Origin of the sequence: Streptomyces sp. NPDC004111, from assembly GCF_042874215.1 — a bacterium.
Classification (GTDB): Bacteria; Actinomycetota; Actinomycetes; order Streptomycetales; family Streptomycetaceae; genus Streptomyces.
In genome coordinates, this window is record NZ_JBIAMU010000041.1 from 18,099 (window position 1) to 42,481 (window position 24,383).

Sequence of the window (24,383 nt, forward strand, 5' to 3'; positions counted from 1 at the left end):
CCGCCGAGACGACCGAAGACACACAGAGACTGAGCCGCCATGTACGAGTTGTCCCGGGTCCGCCTGTACTCCATCGGGCCCGCCGGAGCGCGCTACGCCGACACCGTCCTCGACCTGCGCGGGGTCGGTGAACCCGTCCCGAACCCCGCGCCCGCCCAGGCGGAGTTCTTCGAGGACGAACCGGCCGGCCCGCCCCGCAGGCCCGCCCCCGCGGGCGTGCTCTTCCTGGAGAACGGCGGCGGCAAGTCCGTCCTCCTCAAGCTGATCTTCTCGGTCATGCTCCCCGGCCACCGCAACACCCTCGGCGGCGCCAGCTCCGGCGTGCTCCGCAAGTTCCTGCTCGCCGACGACTGCGGGCACGTCGCCCTGGAGTGGCAGCACACCCTCACCGGCGAGTGCGTCGTCGTCGGCAAGGTCAGCGAGTGGCGCGGCAGGCAGGTCTCGGGCGACCCCCGCAAGTTCGCCGAGACCTGGTACTCCTTCCGCCCCGGCCCCGGGCTGAGCCTGGACTCGCTGCCGGTCGCCGAGTCCACCGCCGTACGACGGCACGCCGAGGGCGCCTCCGGCGCACAGGGCCGCCGCCGCACCATGAAGGGCTTCCGGGACGCGCTCACCGAGGCCGGCAAGTCCTACCCGCACCTCGACATCCACTTCGAGGAGATCCACGACCGCTGGAACGAGCACCTCGGCGAACTCGGCCTCGACCCCGAACTCTTCCGCTACCAGCGGGAGATGAACGCCGACGAGGGCGAGGCGGCCGGACTCTTCGCGGTCAAGAAGGACTCCGACTTCACCGACCTGCTGCTGCGCGCCGTCACCGACACCCGCGACACCGACGGCCTCGCCGACCTGGTCCACGGCTTCGGCAACAAGCTGGGCCGCCGCGCCGAGCTGATGGCCGAACGCGACTTCACCGCGGGCTCCGTCGACCTCCTGGGCCGCATCGTCGAGGCCGCCGACACCCGCGCGCGGTCCCGCGACATCCACACCGCTGCCGAGCGCCGCACCCGCACCCTCGCCCGCCGTCTCTCCGCCCGCGCCGCCCAGGAGCGCGGACGTACGGCGGAACTCGCCCAGCAGGTCGCCGCCGCCGCGCACACCGTCACCGAGGCCGAGACCGCACGCGGCCACAGCTCCCTGATCGCCGCCGAACTCGCCTACCGGCACGCCTCGCTGGCCCTGGCCGCAGCCGAGAAGGGCGCGGGAGCCCAGCGCCGCGAACTCGCCGACGCGCGCACCCTGCACTCCGCCTGGCAGGCCGCCGAAGCCGTCCTGCGCCACCGCGCCGCCGCCGACCGCTCCGCGCGCGTCGCCGTCGCCATCCGCGACGCCGAGCGCGACGCCGCCCCCGCGCTCGCCGCCCGCGCGCAGGCCGCCGCCGACCTCGTACGGGCGCTGCACAGCGCCGCCGAGGACGGCGAGCGGGTCGCCGCCGAGCAGGAGGAACGCTCCGCCGCCCTCCAGGAGGCGGGCGAGGCCGCCCACCGCGACGCCACCGTCGCCGCCACCGAGGCACAGCGCGCCCGCAGCGAGATCGGCCACCTGCGCCAGCGCCTCACCGAGGTCGAGGCGGAGACCGCGGAAGCGGTACGGGCCGGCTGGCTCGACGACACCGCCCCCGACGCCGACCCGGCGCGCGCCGCGCTCGCCGCGTCCGACGCCGAGAAGACCGCCGTCGCCGCCTGGGACACCGCCCGCGAAGCCGCCCGTACGACGGCCGACCGGGCCCGCGAGGCCGCCGCCCAGGACGCCCGCGCCGAGCTGACCGCGGCCCGCGCGGCCGACGCGGCCCGCGCGGCCACCGCCGCCCACGAGGCGGAGCACCGCGCCGCCGCCTCCATCGCGGCCGAGGAACGTCTCGCCGAACTGCTCAGCCTCCCCGGAACCCGTACCTCCACCGGGACCACCGGACTCCCGCAGCCCCGCAGCGGCGACGCGGAGGGCGAGTACGGCACGGGCCAGGACGACCCGCAGAGCGCCTCCGCCCCTGTCGCCCCCCGCGACGCCGACGCCGAAGGACGCCGCCGCAGCGCCACCGCCGTCCACGTCCGCCGCAATCCCCGGCCCGCCGCCGACGGCCCCCTCACCGTCGAGGAACTGGACCGCAACGCCGAGGACCTCCTCGCCCTCCTCGACCAGGGCGTCGCCTCCGCCGAACGGCAGCTCTTCGAACTGCGCACCGCCGCCGCCGACGACTCCCGCATCCTCGGCGCCCTCGGCGACGGCGGACTGCTGCCGCCCAGCCCCGACGTGCTGGCCACCGTGGAGTACCTGGGCGAGCACGGCATCCCCGCTCTGCCCGGCTGGCGCTACCTCGCCCAGGCCGTCGACCCCGCCGACCACGCCGCCGTGCTCGCCGCCCGCCCCGAACTGGTCGACGGCGTCGTCATCACCGACCCCGACTCGCACGCCCGCGCCCGCGACACACTGGCGGGCGCCGCCCTGCTGCCCCGCTCCGCCGTCGCCGTCGGCACGGCCTCGGCGCTGCTCGCCCCCGTCCCCGGAACGGGCACCGGGTCCACCGACCAGGGCTCGGTCTTCCTCGTCCCGCCGAACCCGGCCATGCACGACGAGCACGCCGCCGACGAGGAGCGCCAGGCGCTGCGGGCCAGGGCCGCGGTCCGCGACGAGGAGATCCGCACCCTCGCGGCCCGGCTCACCGGCGACCGCACCCTCGCCGCCCGGCTCGGTGCCTGGCGCGCCGACTGCCCGTCCGGCATGCTCGCCGAACTGGCCCTGGCCGCCACCACCGCCCGCGAGGCGGCGGAGGCCGCGGAGGCCGTCCTCGCCGAGGCCCGTACGGTGCGTGCCGAGGCCGACGAGGCCGCCGCGGACGCCGCCCGGGTGCGCGACGAGCGCCAGGAGGCCGCCCAGCGCGCCCGCCGGGTCGCCGACGTGCTCGCGGGCCTCGCCCACCGGCTGCGCGAACGCGCCGGCTGGCAGGCCAAACTGCGCGAACTCGCCGACGAGGCCGCCGAGTCCGAGGCCCGTGCCGCCACCCTCCTGGAGCGCGCCAAGGCCGCCGACGAGGACCGGCGCACCGCCCAGCGCACCGCCGACGACGCCCACCGCACCTCCCGCACGCTGCGCGCCGAACGCGCCGAGATCGCGGGAGCGCCCGAGTCGCTCCCGGAGCCCGACCCCGACGCGCCGCGCGCCGCGCTCCCCGCCCTGCGCGAGGCCTACCGGGCCGCCTCCCAGCTGTACGAGAAGGTCGGCGTCGGCGCCGACCTGCGCGCCGAACAGGCCCGCGCCGAGAGCGACGAGAGCGCCGCACTCGCCGAGCTGAACCGCCTCAGCAACAAGGTCCGCAACCGGGCCGGCCAGCTCCTGGAGGGCACCGACGGCGCCGACGGACCCTCCCGGCAGGCCGCCGCCGCCCGCGCCGAATCGCTCGTCCAGACCCTGGAGTCCCGGGCGTCGGCCGCCAGCGAGCAGCTCGGACGACTGCGCGGCGAGGCCGAGCGGCTCGCCCCCGAGGACGGCGCCGCCCACACCGAACTGCCCCAGGACCTGGCGCCCGCCGACGCCGAGCACGCCCAGACCCTGCTGCGCACCGCCACCACCGAACTCGCCACCCGCACCGACGCGCTGGACGTCGCCCGCGCCGCGCACGGCGAACTCCTGCACGCCCACCGGGCCGCCGAGGACGCCGCAGGCGGCTTCGACGAGACGGCGGCCCTCCTGCGCGACCTGCTGCGCGACCACGACCAGGACGAGGAGGGCGAGGAGGCTCCCGAGCCCCACCCCGGCACCCTGGAGGAGGCCCGCAACTCGGCCGCCGAGGCCCGCCGTTCGCTGCGCGGCTGCGCGGGCGACCTGTCCGCGGCCGAGGCGTCGGTACGGGAGGCGAGCGACGTCCTGGTACGGCACGCCAACTCCACCCGGTACGAGCAGGTGCGCACCCCCGCCCGCCAGCAGATCCGGGAACTGCCCGCCGCCGCGCTGCCCGAGCACGCGGCGGCCTGGGCGGCGGCGTTCGCACCCCGGCTGCGCGTCCTCACCGACGAACTGGCGCAGCTGGAGCGCAACCGCGACAGCATCGTCGACCGGCTGCGCGGACTGGTGGAGTCCGCCCTGGCGACCCTGCGCTCCGCCCAGCGGCTCTCGCAGCTGCCCGAGGGACTGGGGGAGTGGTCCGGGCAGGAGTTCCTGCGCATCCGCTTCGAGGAACCCGACCAGGCCACGCTGGTGGAGCGGCTCGGCGAAGTCGTCGACGAGGCCACCCGCGCGGCGGTCAGGAAGAACTCGGACATGCGGCGCGACGGCATGTCACTGCTGCTGCGCGGCGTGCAGGCGGCGCTGGAGCCCAGGGGCATCGCGGTCGAGATCCTCAAGCCGGACGCCGTACTGCGTGCCGAGCGGGTGCCGGTCGGGCAGATGGGCGACGTGTTCTCCGGCGGCCAGCTGCTCACCGCGGCCATCGCCCTCTACTGCACGATGGCCGCGCTGCGCAGCAACGACCGGGGCCGCGACAAGCACCGGCACGCCGGCACGCTGTTCCTGGACAACCCGATCGGCCGCGCCAACGCCACGTACCTGCTGGAACTCCAGCGGGCGGTCTCGGACGCGCTGGGCGTCCAGCTCCTCTACACGACCGGGCTGTTCGACACCACGGCGCTCGCCGAGTTCCCGCTGGTCATCCGGCTGCGCAACGACGCGGACCTCAGGGCGGGCCTGAAGTACATCAGCGTCGAGGAGCACCTGCGGCCGGGGCTGCCGCAGCAGAGCACCGAGGGCGAGACCATCCACGGCGAGATCACCGCGACCCGGATGTTCAAGCGCGCCGCGGCGGACGAGCCGCGGGAGGCGGACAAGGCGGCGACCGGAGAGCAGGCACCGGCCGAACGGCTGACACCGGCCGAGCGCTAGCCGCCCGCGGCCCCGCCGGGCGACGGCGGGGCCATGCCGGGCACACCGGGCGACGGCGGGGCCACACCGCGCACACCCACCGACGTCTGGGCCGCCGCGGCTCTCACGCCTCCGAGAGCTGCCGGGCGCGACCGCGGCCCGTGCCCGCCACCCGGTCCTTCTCCCGTATTCGTGCTTCCCTGCGCGCCGAGCGCCGTGCCGAACGGCGCTCCCTGCGCAGCTGCCGCGCCGTGCTGCTGGGCATGGACACCACACCGTTGCGCTGGTTCCACACCTGGCGGGTGACCCACACGTCCAGCACGCCCCAGGTCGCGGCGACCGTACTTGCCACACTGCTCAGCACCATCGGGAACGCCAGCCAGGACCCGGTCAGGCTGAACAGATAGGCCACCATCGCCTGGATCAGGGTCACCGACACTATGACCACGGCCCGCACCGCGGACGTACGCACCGGATCCGGCAGCCGCCAGCGCAGCGCCGGTTCCTCGACCCACAGCTGCCGGTGCGCCGCCGGCCCCGACTCCGCCGGAAGCTCCTCCGCCTTCATGACCCCACTCCCCACCACGTACCGCCCAACCAGCGCCCGTAATAAGCGCCTTCAGCTCTGACTGCCCGGCTTGTGCCGCTTTACGCGGCCGTCGGGCTCCCCATTCGTCTCCCCGTACAAAGGGACGAACAACCCGTCCGAAAGATTCCCGGACCACCGCCATGGAGCGAACAATTCCAGCCATCCGCAAAGATGCGGAATATGCCGGGAGGTGCGGTGTCCTTTGCCAAAGGCACGGTTGCCAACTCCCTTGATTCCGGGACAAGTCATGATCGGGCGCTGGTGGGGCGGCTGAAAACAGTCCGGACGTGCCTTCGAGTTGGCTATGGGTCAGTAGTAGGCTCACGCCGTTTGTTGACGGACTGCGTTGACGGATCAGCTGACGGATCAGATCGACGGAACACCACCCCCGCCGAGCGGGGTTGAGCTGGGGGAGGCCATGCGCTTTCGCGGGAAGTCCATCCGCCGGAAGATCGTGGCGTTGCTGCTGGTGCCGCTCGTCTCCCTCACCGCGCTGTGGGGATTCGCGACCGTGCTCACCGGCCGCGAGGCGAGCGAACTGCTGGACATCGCCTACGTGGTCGAGAAGATCGGCTCCCCGGTCGAGGACGCCGTCCAGGTCGTCCAGCAGGAGCGCAGACAGACCCTCGTCTACCTCGCCGACAAGCGGAACTCCGAGGCCCTGCCCGCTCTGGTCCGCCAGCGCGTCGCCACCGACACCGCCGTGGCGACGATCCGCAAGAACTCCCAGGACCCCGATGTCGCCGACGAACTGACACCGCAGGCCCGCGAACGCCTCGCCGCCCTGCTCGAAGCGTTCGACGGCATCTCCGCCCTGCGCCGCTCGGTGGAGAACAACACCGTCACCCGCAGCCAGGCACTCGACCTCTACAGCAGGCTCATCGACCCCTGCCACACCTTCCTCGCCAACCTCCACGTCCTGCGGGACGTCGAGATGGACAAGCAGGGCCGCGCCCTCGTCGGCACCACCCGGGCCCGCGAACTCGTCTCCCGCGAGGACGCGCTGATCGCCTCCGCCCTCACCCTGCGGCAGATCACCTCCGCGGAACTGCGCCAGCTCACCGGCCTGATCGCCAGCCGCACGACGCTGTACGAGACCAGCCTGGAGCAACTGCCCGCCTCCGAGCGGCAGCGCTACGAACAGCTCTGGAAGGGCCCCGACACGGCCGCCCTGCGCACCGCCGAGGAGAAGCTCCTCCAGCAGGGCCCCACCCGCAACCCCAGCGCCGTACCGGTCACCTCCTGGGAGGCCGCCGCGCCGCCGGTCCTCCAACTGCTCGCCACCCGCGGCGACGAGGCCAGCTACGACTACCAGACCCGTGTCGAGCCGGTCGCCTTCGGCGTCCTCCTCAAGGCGGGCGCGGCCGGCGTCCTCGGCTTCCTCGCCCTGATCGTCTCCGTCGTGGTGTCCGTGCGCGTCGGCCGCGACCTGGTCCGCGACCTCAAGCGGCTCCGCAAGGAGGCCCACGAGGCCTCCGGCGTCCGGCTGCCCTCCGTCATGCGCCGCCTCGCCGCCGGTGAGGCCGTCGACGTCGAGACCGAGGCCCCCCGCCTGGAGTACGAGAAGGACGAACTGGGCCAGGTCGGCCAGGCGCTCAACACCCTCCAGCGGGCCGCCGTCGAGTCCGCCGTGCGCCAGGCCGACATGCGGCGCGGCGTCTCCGAGGTCTTCGTCAACCTGGCCCGCCGCAACCAGGTGCTGCTGCACCGCCAGCTGACGCTCCTGGACACCATGGAGCGCCGCACCGAGGACACCGACGAACTCGCCGACCTCTTCCGCCTCGACCACCTCACCACCCGTATGCGCCGGCACGCCGAGGGCCTGGTGATCCTCTCCGGCGCCGCCCCCTCCCGGCAGTGGCGCAAGCCCGTCCAGCTGATGGACGTCGTACGGGCCGCCGTCGCCGAGGTCGAGGACTACGAGCGCATCGAGGTGCGGCGGCTGCCGCGGATCGGCGTCGGCGGCCCCGCCGTCGCCGACCTCACCCACCTGATCGCCGAACTCCTGGAGAACGCCACGGTGTTCTCGCCCCCGCACACCGCGGTGCAGGTGCTCGGCGAGCGCGTCGCCAACGGCTTCACCCTGGAGATCCACGACCGCGGCCTCGGCATGGCCGCCGACCTGCTCCTCGACGCCAACCTGCGGCTGGCCGAGACCCCCGAGTTCGAACTCTCCGACACCGACCGGCTCGGCCTCTTCGTGGTCAGCCGGCTCGCCCAGCGGCAGAACGTCCGCGTGTCCCTCCAGCAGTCCCCGTACGGCGGCACCACCGCCGTCGTGTTCATTCCGGCCACCCTCCTCACCGATGCACCGGACACCGACGGTGCCGGTTTCCGCGCCGACCACGAGGGCGACCGCGAGCACGGCAGGGGCCGCCCCGGCGAGAGCGCACCGACCGGCCCCGGAGGCCGCCCCGGGCTGACCGCCCTCGGCCGTACGACCCCGGGCCGGGCCGCCCCCTCCGTCCTGGACGGCCCCGTCGAACTGGAACCGCCGCTGGGCACCCTCGGCCTGGAGCCCGCGCCCGCCCTCGGGGCGGCCACCGGCTCCTCCTTCGGCGACCTGGAGGACACCGAGAGCGAGCGCGGCGGCATCTTCCGCGCCCGCGGCCTGGAGAAGCAGCGCGGAACCGGCGGACGGTCCGGCCGCGGCCGCATCGCCGACGCCGCCCGCGTCCAGCACCAGCAGGCCGCCGACCTCACCAGGGACGGTGCCGACACGGCCCGCCCCGACGGTCCCGTACCGCTGCCCCGCCGCAAGCCCGCGCTGGTCGCCGAGCACGGCCGCCGCATCACCCCCCAGCAGCCCGCGGAACCCCGGCACACCGGCGAGTCCCGGCAGCCCGCGGAGCCACGGCACACCGGCGAACCCCGGCAGTCCCGGCCGTTCCTGGAGCCCATGGAGAGCGCCGGACCCGCGGGATCCCCGGAGCCCCAGCCGCTCCGGCCCTCCCGCGGCCGCACCGCGCCCCTCAACGGAGCCGCGCCCGAGCGCCCGGCCGCCGCCCCCGGGGACCCGGCCCCCTCCCTCGGCGGTCTGCCCCGCCGGGTGCGCCAGGCCAGCCTCGCCCCACAGCTGAAGAAGGAAGCGGAGGCCGCCCGTACGGCGGAGAACACCCGCCCGGCACCCGTCGAGGAGACCGAGCGCGACGCCGACGAGGTACGCAGCCGGATGGCCTCGCTCCAGCGGGGCTGGCAGCGCGGCCGCCGCCAGAACGAGGACGAGGCCGCCGAAACGGCTGAGATCACCAGTTCCAACACACCCGACACACTGGGCACACTGGGCACGAACACCGCACCGCCGCACCGCACCGCCGCCACCGCCGAATCCGCCGCCGACGCCACCGGGCCACGCACAGGGAACGACACCGGAACGGCCGAGACAGCATCAGGAACGACAGCAGAGGGAGACGGTTGATGACCGCACCGCACGCCGCAGCACACAATGCCTCGGGCCGGGGGTCCGGCGAACTCAACTGGCTCCTCGACGAGCTGGTCCAGCGCGTCGGCAGCATCCGCAAGGCGCTGGTGCTCTCCAGCGACGGGCTCCCCACCGGTGCCTCGCAGAGCCTCACCAGGGAGGACGGCGAGCACCTCGCCGCCGTCGCCTCCGGCTTCCACAGCCTGGCCAAGGGCGTCGGCCGCCACTTCGAGGCGGGCAGGGTCCGCCAGACCGTGGTCGAGCTCGACGACGCGTTCCTCTTCGTCACCGCCGCGGGCGACGGCAGCTGCCTCGCCGTCCTCTCCGACGCCGACTCCGACGTCGGCCAGGTCGCGTACGAGATGACGCTGATGGTCAAGCGCGTCGGTGCCCACCTCAGGACGGCACCACGGTCCGGTCTGCCCACCGGCGGGTGAGCGGTTCCGGGATGAACGACGCAGGCACGGACACGGACCGGGACGCGACCGCCGGCGCGGGCCCCCGCAGGAGCGCGTGGCCACGGGTGCGACCCGTACCGCGCGCGGACACGGGACCACGTGCCGGCGCCGGACCGCACCCGGACACCGCGGGAGCGCGCCCGACGGGCGAAGGACGGCAGCCGGACTCCGCGGCACGGGAGGCGGACCCGGCGGGACGCCAGGAACCCTCCCACTGGTTCGACGACGAGGCGGGCCCCGTCGTCCGCCCGTACGCGATGACCCGGGGGCGTACGAGCAGTGCGATCCGGCACCGGCTCGACCTGATCGCCATCGTCATCCCCGAACCCGCGGCGGACGAACCCGACCGGGACCAGACGCTCGCCCCCGAGCACGTCGAGATCGTCGAACTGTGCAACGAGAGCCCGCAGTCCATCGCGGAACTGGCCGCCACCCTCGACCTGCCGGTCGGCGTCGTGCGAGTACTGGTCGGAGACCTCGTCGAGGACCAACTGGTGCATGTCACCCGGCCGGTGGAGCCCGCGGAGCTGCCGGACGAGAGCCTGCTGCGCGAAGTGATCGACGGCCTCAGAGCCCTCTGAACCAGCCCTTGGACACACGGCGCGGAACAAACCCCTCCGCGCAGCGAGATCAGGAGAACTGAACGATGGTCTTCGGGCGTTCCAGCCGCAAGAAGCGGCCCGTGGAGCCGGTGACGCTGAAGATTCTGGTCGCCGGCGGATTCGGGGTGGGCAAGACCACCCTGGTCGGCGCGGTCAGCGAGATCAGACCGCTGCGCACCGAGGAAACCCTCAGCGAGGCGGGCCGGCCCATCGACGACACCCAGGGCGTCGAGGCCAAGACGACCACCACCGTCGCCATGGACTTTGGCCGCATCACCCTGCGCGAGGACCTCGTCCTCTATCTCTTCGGCACCCCGGGACAGGACCGCTTCTGGTTCCTGTGGGACGAGCTGGCCCAGGGCGCGCTCGGCGCCGTCGTGCTCGCCGACACCCGCAGGCTGGAGGACTGCTTCGCGGCCGTCGACTACTTCGAACGCCGCGGCATCCCCTTCACCGTCGCCGTCAACTGCTTCGACGGCGCGGACCGGCACCCCGCCGAGACCATCAGCGCCGCCCTCGACCTCGACCCGGACGTTCCCGTCATGCTGTGCGACGCCCGCGACCGCGAGTCCGCCAAGGACGTGCTGATCGCGGTCGTCGAACACGCCCTGGAACTCTCCGCGTCCCGGCGCAGGGCCGCCGCGGCCGTCACCCCGTAGCACCCGGACGGCACCCCGGCCACGGCACGGCCTGCGCGGAGGAGAGCGGCCCGCACCCCCGCCGACTGGGGTGCGGACCGCGGCAGTTGCCCCTCCCGCGCGACGCACGGCCCTGTGGCCGGGCGGCGGGGCGACCGGACGGCAGGCCCACGGCGCTGCCGGACGACGGGCGACCGGGACGTGCGACGCCCGTCGATGGTAGTGCGGTTACTCCGCTCCGTCCTCCTGCCAGCCGAAGCTGCGCTCCACCGCCTTGCGCCAGTTGCGGTACTCGCGGTCGCGCTCCGGCGCGCCCATCCGCGGCTCCCACTCCGCGTCGCGCTGCCAGTGCGCCTTCAGCTCGTCCAGGTCCGACCACACCCCGGTCGCGAGCCCGGCCGCGTACGCGGCACCCAGGCAGGTCGTCTCGGACACCTTCGGCCGGATCACCGGCACACCCAGCACATCCGCCTGATGCTGCATCAGGAGATTGTTGACGGTCATCCCGCCGTCCACCTTGAGCGTGCTGATCCGCACCCCCGAGTCCTGGTACATGGCGTCGACGACCTCCCGCGTCTGCCAGCTCGTCGACTCCAGCACCGCCCGCGCCAGGTGCGCCTTGGTCACGTACCGGGTCAGGCCGGTGATGACACCGCGCGCGTCGGAGCGCCAGTAGGGCGCGAACAGACCGGAGAACGCCGGCACGATGTACGCCCCGCCGTTGTCCGTCACGCTCGCCGCGAGCGGTTCTATCTCCTCCGCACTGCGGATGATCCCGAGCTGGTCGCGGAACCACTGCACCAGCGCCCCGGTGATCGCGATCGAGCCCTCCAGGCAGTAGACCGGCGCCTCGGAGCCGATCTTGTAGCCCATGGTGGTGAGCAGCCCGTTCTTCGAGGGCACCGGCCGGTTCCCGGTGTTCAGCAACAGGAAGCTGCCCGTCCCGTACGTGTTCTTGGCCGTGCCGGTGTCGTAGCAGGCCTGCCCGAACACCGCCGCCTGCTGGTCGCCGAGCGCGGAGGCCACCGGCACCCCGGCGAGCTGCCCGACGGCCGTCCCGTACACCTCCGCCGACGACCTGATCTCCGGCAGTGCGGCCTCGGGGACCCGCATCGCGGAGAGGATCCCGGGGTCCCACTGGAGGGTCTCCAGGTTCATCAGCATGGTCCGGCCGGCATTGGTGACGTCGGTGACGTGGACGCCGCCCTGCGTGCCGCCGGTCAGGTTCCAGATCAGCCACGAGTCGATCGTGCCGAAGGCGATCTCGCCGCGCTCGGCCCGGTTGCGCAGCCCGGGGACGTTGTCGAGCAGCCAGGCCGCCTTGGGGCCGGAGAAGTAGCTGGCCAGCGGCAGACCGGTCCGGTCGCGGAACCGGTCCTGCCCGTCGGTGCCGCCCAGCTCTGTGCAGAGCGCGGAGGTACGGGTGTCCTGCCAGACGATCGCGTTGTGCACCGGCTTGCCGGTCGAGCGGTCCCAGAGCACGGTCGTCTCGCGCTGATTGGTGATGCCCAGCGCGCTCAGCTGGTCCGCGCGCAGCCCCGCCCTGGCGAGCGCCCCCGCGACGACCGCCTGCACCTTGGCCCAGATCTCGGTGGCGTCGTGCTCCACCCAGCCCGGCTTGGGAAAGATCTGACGGTGCTCGCGCTGGTCGACGGCGACGATCGCGCCGTCGTGGTCGAAGATGATGCAGCGGCTGGATGTGGTGCCCTGGTCGATCGCCGCGACGAACTTCTCGCTGCTGTCGGTCATGAGGTCCCCTCGCTCGATAGCTGCTTGGTGCTAGAACGCCAGGTTGTAGACGAGGCCGCCGAGTGCCCCGCCGATCAGCGGACCGGCCACCGGGACCCACGCGTAACTCCAGTCGGAGGTGCCCTTGTTGGGGATCGGCAGCACGGCGTGCACGAGGCGCGGTCCGAGGTCGCGGGCCGGGTTGATCGCATAGCCCGTGGGCCCGCCGAGCGACAGGCCGATCCCGACCACCAGGAACGCGACGATGAGCGTCTTGGTGCCGGAGGTGCCAAGACCCTCCGTCAGACCGAACGCCAGGATGGGCAGGACCAGCGCGAAGGTGGCGATGGTCTCGGTGAGCAGGTTGGCGACCGGGTTCCTGATCTCGGGAATCGTGGAGAAGATCCCGAGGGTGGGCAGCGACTGCTCGGTCTCCCGGTTGGCGCCGAACTGCGCGTAGTAGACGAGCCAGGTGAGGACGGCGCCGATCATGGCGCCCACCATCTGCCCGAGCACGTACACCCAGACCTGCCCCCACTTCCCGGACTCGACCGCGATGCCGAGGGTGACGGCCGGGTTGAGGTGGCCGCCGGAGAGCGGACCGGCGGTGTACGCGCCGGCCATCACGCCGAAGCCCCAGCCGAAGGCGATGACGATCCAGCCGGCCGCCTTCGCCTTGGAGAACCTCAGCGTGACGGCGGCGCACACGCCCGCACCGAACAGAATCAGGATCGCGGTGCCTATGACTTCCCCGCGGAAGACTTCCCCATTGGTCATGACGTCCATGGCGGCTCCTGGGCTCGCCCGGGGCGGGCCCCGGTCCTCGACTGGGCAGGGCGCGGCGCGGCCCGATCCCGGTGCGGGATGTGGCCGGTGAGGCGACGGCGCCGACTGACACCGGGAAGTGTTCACCGGCCGGAATGGGGCGTCAAGAAGCCTGACAGCAACGGGAGTCGGGGTTCCGCCGCGCCGCCGGGAAGGGGCGGCACGCGGGCAGGGCCGGGCGTACGCCCCGGTGGACGCGCGTGGCGCCCCCTTGGCCCGGGGTGGCCATCCCGCGCCAGGGGTACGGCCGCCCCCTCGGGGCTCAGGACATCCGCCGACGCCTCAGCGGTTCTCGGCGAGCCACTTGGCGGCGGTCTCCGCCAGCTCCGCGTCGCGCCCCGCCAGCATCGTGCGGATCATCTGGATGTCCCCGCGCAGCGACCAGGCGGGGTGGCCGAAGGTCGCCGGGTTGTTCTTCTCGATCAGGAAGTGGGCGGGCCAGGCGGTTCCGTACCCGATGAGCGGAAGGGCGGCGGCGTACCGTTTGCGGCCGCGCGCCAGGCCGTACGCGGTGACGGCCAGACCGGTGAGAGTGCCGGTCAGATGGACCCAGCGGGTGGCGGCGCGGGAGTGCATCGCGACGTAGTAGGGCCAGAACTCCTCGTACGAATCAAATGTCTGCTCCATGGGGGCACCGTAGGCGCTCGGCGGAATTCGGGAAACGGGGGAGCGGGTACGGGAACCGCTCAGAAGAACTCCTGGGACGGAGAACCGGATACGGGGAAACGGCGTCCGGTAGGGGAGAGAGCGGGTTGCCGGGACCGACGGGGGTGGCCCTGGCAACCCGCTCTTCCTTCCACCACTCGCTTCCGGAGGCACCGGTTCGGCTCAATCGCGGGCGGCTCGATCTCCGGCGGCTCGATGTCCGGCGACGGAGCGGCGCGAGACCGGAAAGTCGAAGTAGGTGTCGGGAAAGAGTTCCGGTTTGTGCGTGAAGTGCCACCATTCCTCGGGGAGATTGGTGAATCCCTGGGCGCCGAGGGTGTTCTTCAGCAGTTGCCGATGCGCGCGCTGCACACCCGGGACACGGGGGTCGTCGGTGTGCGACAGCGTGTCGAAGCAGTCGTAGCCGGTCCCCATGTCCACGGAGTTGTCCGGGAACCGCTCTGCCTTCGGTGCGAAACAGGGCGCCAGCTTCTCGCCCGGTACGTACGGCCTGGTGCGGCGGGCGGGCAGTTCGACGATCGTCAGGTCGACGGTACTGCCCCTGCTGTGACCGGACTTCTCGGCGATGTACCCGTCCGCGAACAGCCGTGACTTGTCCACCCGCGGATAGAACTCCTGCTTCATGGCGGTGTCCTTGAGGTCCTTCGCCCACCGTACGAAGTGGTCGACGGCCCGCTGCGGGCGGTAGCAGTCGTACACCTTGAGCGTGTAACCGGAGCGGAGCAGCACCCGCTGTGCCTTGCGCAGGGCCTGGGCGGCGGGCCGGGTCAGAATGCAGACCGGCTGCCGGTACCCGTCGACGGGCTCGCCCATGAAGTTGTGGGCGGTGGAGTACCGCATGTCCAGCAAGATCGTCGGATCCACTTTCCCCAACGAAACAAACTCCTTGGGAGCCCTCGCCTCCGCCCCACCCGAACCGAACCCCCCGCCTCCCTGCCCCTGCTCCTTCCCCTGACCCGCACCCGACCCTTCCGCAGGAACGGGAGCCGCCCCCACGGAACCCACCAGCAGGGCGACACCCCCCAACACCCCACCGACCCGCCCCACAACTCCCACACGCCGTCTCATACGCCCCCACCTACCACCCCACCCCCCAACCCAACCCCGAGCCCCCGCCCCCTTGGGCGGCGGGGCCGCCCCCGGGGGCGGAACGGGCGGGCAAGAGGGCGGCCCCCGGCGAAGCCGCACACCCCGCCCCCGCCCGGCCAACGCACCGCCCCCCACGCCTCACGCTCCGCCCACCCGACGCTCCACCTCCCCCCCCTCATAACCCCATTCACCCGAACCCCACCCCACCCTCACCCCCTTCCCCTAACCTCACCCCCGTGACCCACACCCACTGCCCCCACTGCGGCACCCCCTACCCCACCTCCGCCACCACCTCCTGGCCCCGCACCTGCCCCTCCTGCCAGGAGACGACCTACCGCAACCCCCTCCCCGTAGCAGTCGCCCTGCTTCCCGTACACGCCACAACAACCACCCCCACCACAACAACCACCTCCACCACCTCGGCCGCCCCCACCCCCTCCACCGGCCTCCTGGTAATCACCCGCACCATCGAGCCCCAGAACGGCGCCCTAGCTCTCCCCGGCGGCTTCATCGACCACGCCGAGGACTGGCGGAACGCCGTAGTCCGCGAACTCCGCGAGGAAACAGGTATCGAGGCCCACGCAGCGGACGTCCAACTGGCCGACGCCCTCAGCTCCCCGACCGACCACCTCCTCCTCTTCGGGCTCCTTCCGGCCGTCGAAGAATCGGAACTTCCCCCCTCGGTTCCCACGGCGGAGACCGCCGGATGGCAGGTCCTGTACGCCCCGACAGAACTCGCCTTCCCCCTCCACACCCAGGCCGCCCGAGCCTGGTTCGCCGGCACCTACACCCGCCGCCCCTGAACCCCGCCCCTCGCTCGCGCACCAGGCTGACCACTCACCACCAGTGCATCACCCCAGCCCCCCACCCCAGCCCCTCCCGCCACTCAAGGCCTCACCACTCCAAGCCCCTGCCACTCAAGCCCCACACCTGCCCCACCCCTCACGCGCCCCGCCCCTCCCAGCCCGACTCCTCACGCCAAGCCCCGCCACTCACGACCCACCCCTCAAGCCCCACCCCCTCTCACCCGAACCCGAACACCCACCTCCCCACCCCCCTCCCGCTCCACCACGACCCGCCCCTCCCGCACGCACGAAGTGAACCGCTCCACCGGAGGCTGTTCCCACCCGTCGCCCCCGTCCCGCACCAGCAGCCCACCGCCCGTACGGCCGACGGCCGGAGCCCATACCTCCAGGACGAGTTCCCCGTCCGGCTCCCGCACCGGAATCACTGCCCCGCCCCGCACCAGCACCGGAATCCGTGACTCCGCACTCTCCGCCCCGGGGGAATCCACAAGCACCTGCCCCGGCCCGTCGTACGCCTCCCCGGTGGCCGTGTCGTACCAGCGTCCCCGCGGCAACCGCACGGCCCGTCTGCCGACCCCCGGCTCCAGCACCGGTGCCACCAGCAGCGCGTCCCCCAGCAAAAAGGCGTCCTCGCAGTCCCGCAGCGCCCGGTCACCGGGCGATCCCCACCACACCGGCCGCACATAGGGCGCCCCGGTGAGCCGGGCCAGGTGCGACAGCGTCACGAAGTACGGCAGCAACCGCTCCCGCTCCAGCAGGGCCGCCCGCGCGTGCTCCAGCACCCGCGGTCCGAACTCCCAGGGCTCCCGGCGCCCCGCGTCGATCGCCGCATGCGTACGGAACAACGGCAGCCACGCCCCCAACTGGAACCACCGCAGATACAGCTCACCCCCCGGACGTCCCCCGAAGCCGCCCACGTCCGGCCCCGAGTACGGAACCCCGCACAGCCCGAGCCCCAGGACCAGCGACAGCGAAGCCCGGAGACCCGGCCACCCGGTGGACACGTCCCCCGACCAGGTCCCCCCGTACCGCTGCATTCCGGCCCACCCCGACCGCGAGAACAGGAACGGCCGCTCCTCCGGCCGCAACCGCCGCAGCCCCTCGTACCCCGCCCGCGCCATCGCCAGCCCGTACACGTTGTGCGCCTCACGGTGATCACCACCGCGCCCCTCCAACGCGTGCCGCGCCGACCGCGGCAGCGTGGCGTCGCCGAACGCGGAGAACGACACCGGCTCGTTCATGTCGTGCCACACCCCGGAGAACCCCTGGTCCAGCCGTTCCTGATACAGGTCGCCCCACCACTCCCGCACCCCGGGATCCGTGAAGTCCGGGAAGGCGCACTCCCCGGGCCACACCTCTCCCCGCACCTCCCGGCCCCGCGCGTCCCGTACGAACGCCCCGGCCGCGACCCCGCTCGCGTACACCGGATCGCCTGCCGACGCCCGCACCGCCGGATCCACGATCGACACCAGCCTTACGCCCTCCTCACGCAACTCCCGGGCCAGCCCCGGCAGATCAGGAAAAGCGGCACGGTCCACCGTGAACACCCGGTGCCGGTCGTAGTGGTCGATGTCGAGATGCACGGCGGACAGCGGCAGCCCGCGCTCCCGATACCCGGCGACCACCCGCCGCACCTCCTCCGCACTCCCGAACCCCCACCGGGCGTGCTGCGGTCCGAGCGCCCAGGACGGCGGCCGTACGGGGCGGCCGGTGAGCGCCGTCCACCCCTGGAGCACCCGCGCGGGCGTGCCCACCACCACCCAGCACCGCAACGGCCCACCGGTCATGCGCAGTTCACTGCACCCCGCCCGGTCGTGCCCCGAACCACCCCCCTCCTCGCCCTCGCGCAGCAGCACGCGCCCGTCCCACGAGTTGTCGTAGAACGCGAGATGCGCCCCCGCGTCCGACACCACGAACTGCACCGGCATCGTCAGATACAGCGGATCGTCCCCCGGCTCGAACTCCCCGCCCGGATCGGTGTTCCACAGCCGGTACGTACCGTCCCGCAGCCGAGGCCCGTCCGCCCGCCCGCCGAGCCCGAAGAAGCGTGCGTCGGCCGCCACCTCGGACCGCTGCAACCACCGCCCCTCACCCACCGCGTCGGCCCTGGCATCCTGGACCGCGTCCACCGGCTCCCACCACCGGGGCGGCAGCTCCCGCCGCAGCAGCACCCCGCCCGGGGTCCGCACCTCGATCGCCCCGTGCCGGGAGACCGCCACCGTCACCCGCTCCGCGACCACCTGCCAGCCACCGTCCTTGTCCGGCTCCAGCACCACCCGCGGATCAGGACCAGGACTCAGCCCGGCCAACGCGTACGACGGCTCCGGTGCCGCCCCGTCCCAGCCCCAGAACACCGCCCCACCCGCGGCCACCAGGATCCGCAGCTCGGACCGGGCGAAATGGACCGTCCCACCCCCGGGCAACGCCTCCGCACCGGTCACGACCCCCGGCACCCGCGCCCGCTCCGCCCGCCGAGGAGGCAGCCCCCAGGCGTCCGCGCGCCGTCTGCGCCAAGCGGACCGCACGGCCCGCAGTCCCTGCACCGAACCGACCATCTTCACCGAACGCACCAGGTCACGACCGCTCATGGCCCCCACCCTGCCACCGTCCCACCAGTCAATGAGCTCCGTTCAACTTCCGTTCACCCAGCCCGACTCCACCACTCCCCGTCCCTCGCCGTTCCTCCTCTCCCCGCACCGCCGACACCCGCTCCCACCAGCACGGTCGCCCACCCGCCCTGGTGCGGATGTCGATCACGTGGCATCGTCCCCCTCAGTCCGCACAGCGCGCCCGTCCGCGACGGCGGGGACACCGGCCCGAACCCCGGGCCGGCCCACCCCCTCCCGACCGGAGCCCGAGCGCGACCGCGCCCCACGGGGAGTGATCCCGCACGCACTCCCCGCACCACGCCCCGCGGGCCGGAACACCGACCAGCTCAGCCAGCACCCCGGGCCCCACAGGGCCGACCAGCACCACCGCACGGACAGACACCACCGCACGGACAGAACCGCAGAACCGCAGAGCCGTAGAACCCGGGAGCCGTTCCATGACCTCGACCTCCGCGACGAACACCGCGCCCCAGCCGGAGCCCCTCTGGCAGCCGAGCCCCGACCGCATCGCCGAAGCGACGGTCACCCGCTTCCAGGCCTGGGCCGCGGACCGCTACGGAGCCCCTGCCGAAGGCGGCTACGAAGCACTCCACCGCTGGTCGGTCACCGAACTCGACACATTCTGGAAAGCCGTCGCCGAGTGGTTCGACATCCGGTTCTCCACCCCGTACGACGCCGTGCTCGGCGAGCGCACCATGCCCGGCGCACAGTGGTTCCCCGGCTCCACCCTGAACTACGCGGAGCACGCCCTGCGCACCGCCGAGGACCCGGCCCGCGCCGACGAGCCCGCCCTGCTGCACGTCGACGAGACCCAGAACCCGCAGCCCGTCACCTGGTCCGAGCTCCGCCGCCAGGTCGGCTCCCTGGCCGCCGAACTACGTGCCCTCGGCGTACGCCCCGGGGACCGCGTCAGCGGATATCTCCCCAACATTCCCCAAGCGATCACCGCCCTCCTCGCCACCGCCGCCGTCGGCGCCGTGTGGACCTCCTGCGCCCCCGACTTCGGCGCCCGCAGTGTCCTCGACCGTTTCCAGCAGGTCGAGCCGGTCGTCCTCTTCGCGGTCGACGGCTACCGCTACGGCGGCAAGACCCACGACCGCACGGAAACCGTCGCCGAACTCCGCCGCGAACTCCCGACCCTCCGCGCCGTCGTCCACATCCCCCTGCTCGACACCCCTGCCCCCTCCGGCACGCTCGAATGGTCTTCCCTTACTGAGAGTGACAACGAGCCGGTCTTCGAGCAAGTTCCCTTCGATCACCCCCTCTGGGTTCTTTATTCCTCGGGCACCACCGGACTGCCCAAAGCGATCGTCCAGTCCCAGGGCGGCATCCTGCTCGAACACTTCAAGCAGCTCGGCCTGCACTGCGACCTCGGCCCCGAGGACCGCTTCTTCTGGTACACCTCCACCGGCTGGATGATGTGGAACTTCCTCGTCTCCGGCCTGCTCACCGGCACCACGATCGTGCTGTACGACGGCAGCCCCGGGTACCCCGACACCGGGGCCCAGTGGGCCGTCGCCGAAAAGACCGGTGCCACCCTCTTCGGCACCTCCGCCGCCTACGTCATGGCCTGCCGAAAGGCGGACGTCCACCCGGCCGCCGACCACGACCTCTCCCGCGTCAAGTGCGTCGCCACCACCGGATCGCCGCTCCCGCCCGACGGCTTCCGCTGGCTCCACGACGAATTCGCGCAGGCCGACCACGACCTCTGGATCGCCTCCGTCAGCGGCGGCACCGACGTCTGCAGCTGCTTCGCCGGCGCCGTGCCCACCCTCCCCGTCCACATCGGGGAACTCCAGGCCGCCTGCCTCGGCACCGACCTCCAGGCCTGGGACCCCCAGGGCAAGCCGCTCACCGGAGAGGTCGGCGAACTGGTCGTCACCAGCCCCATGCCGTCCATGCCGATCCGCTTCTGGAACGACCCCGACGGCACCCGCTACCACGACAGCTACTTCGACACCTACCCCGGCGTCTGGCGCCACGGCGACTGGATCACGATCACCGACCACCACTCCGTGGTCATCCACGGCCGCTCCGACTCCACCCTCAACCGCCAGGGCGTCCGCATGGGCTCCGCCGACATCTACGAAGCGGTCGAACGCCTCCCCGAAATCAGGGAATCCCTCGTCATCGGCCTGGAAGAGCCCAACGGCGGCTACTGGATGCCGCTCTTCGTCCACCTCGCCGAAGGCGCCGAGCTCAACGACGAGCTGCGCACCCGCATCAAGAACACCATCCGCACCGCACTGTCCCCCCGCCACGTCCCCGACGAGGTCATCGCCGTGCCCGCCGTGCCCCACACCCTCACCGGCAAGCGCATCGAGGTCCCCGTCAAGCGCCTCCTCCAGGGCACCCCGCTGGCCAAGGCCGTCAACCCCGGCTCGGTCGACAACATCGACCTCCTGCACTTCTACGAGGACCTGGCCCGCACCCGCACCCAGGGCTGACACCGCCCACGCTCCGTTGTCAGTGCCCCCGATTACTCTGAGTGAGCAATGATCGAGCGCTCAGGGGGAGCAATGGAGAACGCCAGGAACCACAGCAGTCCACACCGCAGCACCCGAAGCATGCGCCGCGACCTGCGCCGCGAAGTCCCCGGAACCGTAGGCCTGTTGGTCGACGAGGAGGACTTCGCGGCCATGGCCGGCTACCGCACCTTCACCTTCGACGATCACACGGTCTACCTCCAGCAGGTCGACGCCCTGCTCACCGCCCTCGCCTCCGAAGGCCTGCACACCAGCGTCGCCCTCTTCGACCCGGAGGAGTTCGCGGAGTTCTGTACGACCACGGGCCTGGACCCCGACAGACCGGAGACCCGCGCCCGCTTCACCGCGGAGGTCGCCGCCCACGGCGCCTGCGTCCCCTACACGGGCCAGCCGCTCGACAGCCTGGTCCCGCTCCTCGTCGACGAAGCGGTCCGGAAGGCCACCTGGGACTGTGCCTCCCTCCTCCTAGCCGACCTGGGCAACTGCGCCGAATGCGGCCAGGACATCGGACGCGAAGCCTTCGAACGGGCCTCGCACGCCCTGGTCGGCCTGCTCCAGGGGGCGGGCCCCGGCGCCCACCATCTCGTGTGCAGCGTCCCCGCGGACGAGGAACAGCTGCTCGCCGTGCTCCACGCCGCGGTGGACGAACACGGCGTCCCCGAGCTGGACGAGGAGGAGGGCGCCGAGTTCGTGACCCTCCTCGCCGCGGGCATGGCCCTCGAACGCCACGGGGGAGTGGTGCTGCGCACGACCCGCGCCGGTGAACCCGACCGGGTCCACGGATGGCGCCTCGACCACGGCGACCTCGCCGCGCTGACCTCCGGCGAGGTCTTCAACGCCTACTGCACCGACGCGGAGACGGGCGAACCGGTCGCCCCCGAATCGGGCGTCGACTACTGCGCGGGCTACCCGGTCATGAACACCCCGGGCAGCCCCCACCACTGAAAAGCCCGAGGGGCCGCCGGAAGAACCGGCGGCCCCTCGGACCCGAACATCAACGCTGCCCGGTCACTCCCCGGACAGCACCGCCTGCGCGGCCACACGGGCCTCCTCGGCGGTGTCCACGGCACGCGCCGCGGCAGCCGCACGCTCGCACTGGGCCAGCGTGTACTTCGCCAGCGTCGCGCGCACGTAAGGAATCGCCTTCGCACCCATCGACAGGGAGGTGACACCCAGACCGGTCAGCACACAGGCGAGCAGCGGGTCGGCCGCAGCCTCACCACAGACGCCACAGCTCTTGCCCTCGGCCTTGGCGGCGTCGGCGGAAGCCGCCACCAGGTCGAGCAGCGCGGGCTGCCACGGGTCCTGGAGCCGGGACACCGCACCGACCTGACGGTCGGCGGCGAAGGTGTACTGCGCCAGGTCGTTGGTACCCAGCGAGAGGAACTCGACCTCCTGCAGGATCGAACGCGCCCGGAGCGCGGCGGACGGAATCTCCACCATCGCGCCGAACTTCGCCTGCAGCCCGGCCTCACGGCACGCGTCCGCGAACGCCTTGGCGTCCGTACGGTCCGCGACCATCGGCGCCATGACCTCCAGGTACACCGGCAGACCCTCGGACGCCTTGGCGAGCGCGGTCAGCTGGGTACGGAGCACCTCGGGGTGGTCGAGCAGCGAGCGCAGACCACGCACGCCCAGCGCCGGGTTGGGCTCCTCGGCCGGCGTCAGGAATTCGAGCGGCTTGTCCGCACCGGCATCCAGCACACGCACGACGACGCGACCCTCGGGGAAGGCCTCCAGCACCTTGCGGTACGCCTCGACCTGGGACTCCTCCGACGGCGCGTGCTTGCTGTCGTCGAGGAAGAGGAACTCGGTCCGGAACAGACCGACACCCTCGGCACCGGCCTCCACGGCCGCGTCGACATCGGCGGGACCGCCGATGTTGGCGAGCAGCGGAACCTTGTGCCCGTCGGACGTCGCACCGGGACCGGTCGACGCGGCCAGCGCCGCCTTGCGCTCGGCGGCGGCGGCCTCCAGCTCGGCGCGCTTCTCGGCGCTCGGCTCGACGAAGATGTCGCCCGTGCTGCCGTCGACGGCCACGACCGTGCCCTCGACCAGCTCACCGGCACCCGGCAGCGCCACCACGGCGGGCACACCCAGCGCCCGCGCGAGGATCGCGCTGTGGCTGGTCGGCCCGCCCTCCTCGGTCACGAACCCGAGCACGAGGGCCGGGTCGAGCAGAGCGGTGTCCGCGGGCGCCAGGTCCCGCGCGATGAGCACGTAGGGCTCGTCGCTGTCGGGAACACCCGGCATAGGTACGCCCAGCAGACGCGCGACGATGCGGTTGCGCACGTCGTCGAGGTCGGCCACGCGACCGGCCAGGTACTCGCCGGCACCGGCAAGCAGTGCACGGTAGGCGGCGAACGCGTCGTACACACCACGCTCGGCGGTGCTGCCGACGGCAATCCGACGGTCCACATCGGCCATCAGCTCAGGGTCCTGAGCCATCAGGGCCTGAGCCTCCAGTACGGCCTGGGCCTCGCCGCCGGCCAGATTGCCCCGCGCGATCAGGTCGGCCGCCACAGCTTCCACCGCCTGTCGCGCGCGCCCCTGCTCGCGCTCGGCGTCCTCGGTGGGAATCTGCTTGGCCGGCGGCTCCAGAACCGCCGTGCCCATGTGCCGTACTTCGCCGATCGCCACACCGTGGCTCACGCCGACGCCTCGCAGCGTTGTCTCCATTTCACCGTCTCCGCTAGTTGCGACGGACCCTGCCGCCGCGATGGATGTACTACCCGCCGTCTTTACGGCGCCGACGTCTACTTCCAGCTGAAGAGAGCGTCGCCGACCTTCACGTCGCTGTCCTCGGCCACGTCGGAGAGAGCGTCGGCGGTGGCCTCAAGCGCCACGACCGGGCAGATGGGCGACTTGCCGGCGGCCTCGACCGCCGCCGGGTTCCAGCGAACGACCTCCTGCCCGCGCGTCACGGTGTCGCCCTTGTTGACGAGCAGCTCGAAGCCCTCGCCGTTGAGCTGAACGGTGTCAATGCCAAGGTGGGTCAGTACACCGTGGCCTTCGCCGTCGACGACGACAAAGGCGTGGGGGTGCAGGGAGACGACAACACCGTCGACGGGGGACACGGCCGCGGAGGGCTCGCGTACGGGGTCGACAGCGGTGCCGGGACCGACCATGGCTCCGGAGAACACGGGGTCGGGAACTGCGGCAAGTCCGATGGCGCGACCTTCAAGAGGGGACGTCACGCTGGTCATGGGGGCCTCCCAGGGGCGGAGTTCGTGAGGCGCCGTCACTACCTGTCCAGGACGGCATACCTTCTCAGAGGGTAAGTCATAAGAAGTCCCAGTTCCGCACGAGAGGTCCCGCTTGGATGACCTAGGGATGCACCGGAAACGATTTGCCTCGACAAGCGGCTCCATGTACTGTCGTACTCCTGCCTGACCCCAACGCGTAATCACTTCGCTGTGAAGCGTGTGTCGGCAGCGCCTCTTGCAAGTGTTGATCCTATCTCGGATCGCTATTCCTGCATGCCATGGAATAGGTGGTCAGAGACACGGAAATCCACTGGTAGAGTCGGAATCGCCGGAAAGGGAAAACGCGAAAGCGAAGAACCTGGAAAGCACCGAGGAAATCGGCACCGGAAACGGTCTGATAGAGTCGGAA

The 24,383-nt window shown here is 72.4% G+C and carries 16 protein-coding genes; 8 read left to right on the top strand and 8 right to left on the bottom strand.

Translation table 11 applies throughout. From position 1 onward, the window contains the following. Positions 1 to 39 precede the first annotated feature (39 nt). On the top strand, positions 40 to 4,872 hold the full coding sequence (locus ACFYVL_RS43570) for a hypothetical protein (protein ID WP_389255540.1): 4,833 nt from the start codon (positions 40 to 42) through the stop codon (positions 4,870 to 4,872). Between the two features lie 103 nt (positions 4,873 to 4,975). Here the strand turns inward: ACFYVL_RS43570 and ACFYVL_RS43575 are convergent, their stop codons facing one another. Continuing rightward, positions 4,976 to 5,419 (bottom strand): hypothetical protein, encoded by a 444-nt coding sequence (locus tag ACFYVL_RS43575; protein WP_389255542.1) that lies wholly within the window; start codon positions 5,417 to 5,419, stop codon positions 4,976 to 4,978. A 439-nt stretch (positions 5,420 to 5,858) separates the two neighbouring features. Here ACFYVL_RS43575 and ACFYVL_RS43580 point away from each other — a divergent pair, with 439 nt between their 5' ends. The 4 genes from ACFYVL_RS43580 (at position 5,859) to ACFYVL_RS43595 (ending at position 10,580) form a co-directional block, all read left to right on the top strand. Next, positions 5,859 to 8,858, top strand: coding sequence for a nitrate- and nitrite sensing domain-containing protein (locus ACFYVL_RS43580; RefSeq protein ID WP_389255544.1), 3,000 nt, complete (start codon positions 5,859 to 5,861; stop codon positions 8,856 to 8,858). Continuing rightward, a complete protein-coding gene (locus ACFYVL_RS43585; protein ID WP_389255546.1) occupies positions 8,858 to 9,298 on the top strand; it encodes a roadblock/LC7 domain-containing protein in 441 nt (146 codons plus the stop codon). The genes ACFYVL_RS43580 and ACFYVL_RS43585 overlap by 1 nt, the downstream gene beginning before the upstream one ends. A gap of 86 nt (positions 9,299 to 9,384) precedes the next feature. Then, a complete protein-coding gene (locus tag ACFYVL_RS43590; protein WP_389255570.1) occupies positions 9,385 to 9,900 on the top strand; it encodes a DUF742 domain-containing protein in 516 nt (171 codons plus the stop codon). Between the two features lie 65 nt (positions 9,901 to 9,965). Further along, positions 9,966 to 10,580, top strand: a complete 615-nt coding sequence (locus ACFYVL_RS43595; protein WP_389255548.1) for an ATP/GTP-binding protein — start codon at positions 9,966 to 9,968, stop codon at positions 10,578 to 10,580. Between the two features lie 207 nt (positions 10,581 to 10,787). Here the strand turns inward: ACFYVL_RS43595 and glpK are convergent, their stop codons facing one another. The 4 genes from glpK to ACFYVL_RS43615 form a co-directional block, all read right to left on the bottom strand. Continuing rightward, positions 10,788 to 12,308, bottom strand: coding sequence for a glycerol kinase GlpK (gene glpK / locus ACFYVL_RS43600; protein ID WP_389255550.1), 1,521 nt, complete (start codon positions 12,306 to 12,308; stop codon positions 10,788 to 10,790). Between the two features lie 30 nt (positions 12,309 to 12,338). Beyond that, a complete protein-coding gene (locus ACFYVL_RS43605; protein ID WP_389255552.1) occupies positions 12,339 to 13,064 on the bottom strand; it encodes an MIP/aquaporin family protein in 726 nt (241 codons plus the stop codon). 330 nt (positions 13,065 to 13,394) lie between these two features. Continuing rightward, complete coding sequence (locus ACFYVL_RS43610; RefSeq protein WP_389255554.1) at positions 13,395 to 13,739, bottom strand: Mpo1-like protein; 345 nt, start codon at positions 13,737 to 13,739, stop codon at positions 13,395 to 13,397. Between the two features lie 201 nt (positions 13,740 to 13,940). Next, entirely contained in the window at positions 13,941 to 14,846 is a 906-nt protein-coding gene (locus ACFYVL_RS43615; RefSeq protein WP_389255556.1) for a M15 family metallopeptidase, read from the bottom strand. A 206-nt stretch (positions 14,847 to 15,052) separates the two neighbouring features. On the opposite strand from ACFYVL_RS43615, the gene ACFYVL_RS43620 reads away from it, so the two are divergent. Further along, positions 15,053 to 15,670: an NUDIX domain-containing protein gene (locus ACFYVL_RS43620; protein WP_389255572.1), complete on the top strand. Its 618-nt coding sequence runs from the start codon at positions 15,053 to 15,055 to the stop codon at positions 15,668 to 15,670. Positions 15,671 to 15,873: 203 nt separating this feature from the next. Here ACFYVL_RS43620 and ACFYVL_RS43625 read toward each other — a convergent pair whose 3' ends face one another. Then, on the bottom strand, positions 15,874 to 18,261 hold the full coding sequence (locus tag ACFYVL_RS43625; RefSeq protein WP_389255558.1) for a glycoside hydrolase family 31 protein: 2,388 nt from the start codon (positions 18,259 to 18,261) through the stop codon (positions 15,874 to 15,876). Positions 18,262 to 18,719: 458 nt separating this feature from the next. On the opposite strand from ACFYVL_RS43625, the gene ACFYVL_RS43630 reads away from it, so the two are divergent. Continuing rightward, positions 18,720 to 20,729: an acetoacetate--CoA ligase gene (locus tag ACFYVL_RS43630; protein ID WP_389255560.1), complete on the top strand. Its 2,010-nt coding sequence runs from the start codon at positions 18,720 to 18,722 to the stop codon at positions 20,727 to 20,729. Positions 20,730 to 20,801: 72 nt separating this feature from the next. Beyond that, on the top strand, positions 20,802 to 21,713 hold the full coding sequence (locus ACFYVL_RS43635) for a hypothetical protein (protein ID WP_389255562.1): 912 nt from the start codon (positions 20,802 to 20,804) through the stop codon (positions 21,711 to 21,713). A 63-nt stretch (positions 21,714 to 21,776) separates the two neighbouring features. Here ACFYVL_RS43635 and ptsP read toward each other — a convergent pair whose 3' ends face one another. Both ptsP and ACFYVL_RS43645 read right to left on the bottom strand, forming a co-directional pair. Beyond that, complete coding sequence (gene ptsP, locus ACFYVL_RS43640) at positions 21,777 to 23,447, bottom strand: phosphoenolpyruvate--protein phosphotransferase (protein WP_389255564.1); 1,671 nt, start codon at positions 23,445 to 23,447, stop codon at positions 21,777 to 21,779. Positions 23,448 to 23,524: 77 nt separating this feature from the next. Continuing rightward, positions 23,525 to 23,974, bottom strand: coding sequence for a PTS glucose transporter subunit IIA (locus ACFYVL_RS43645; RefSeq protein ID WP_389255566.1), 450 nt, complete (start codon positions 23,972 to 23,974; stop codon positions 23,525 to 23,527). Between the last annotated feature and the right edge of the window lie 409 nt (positions 23,975 to 24,383).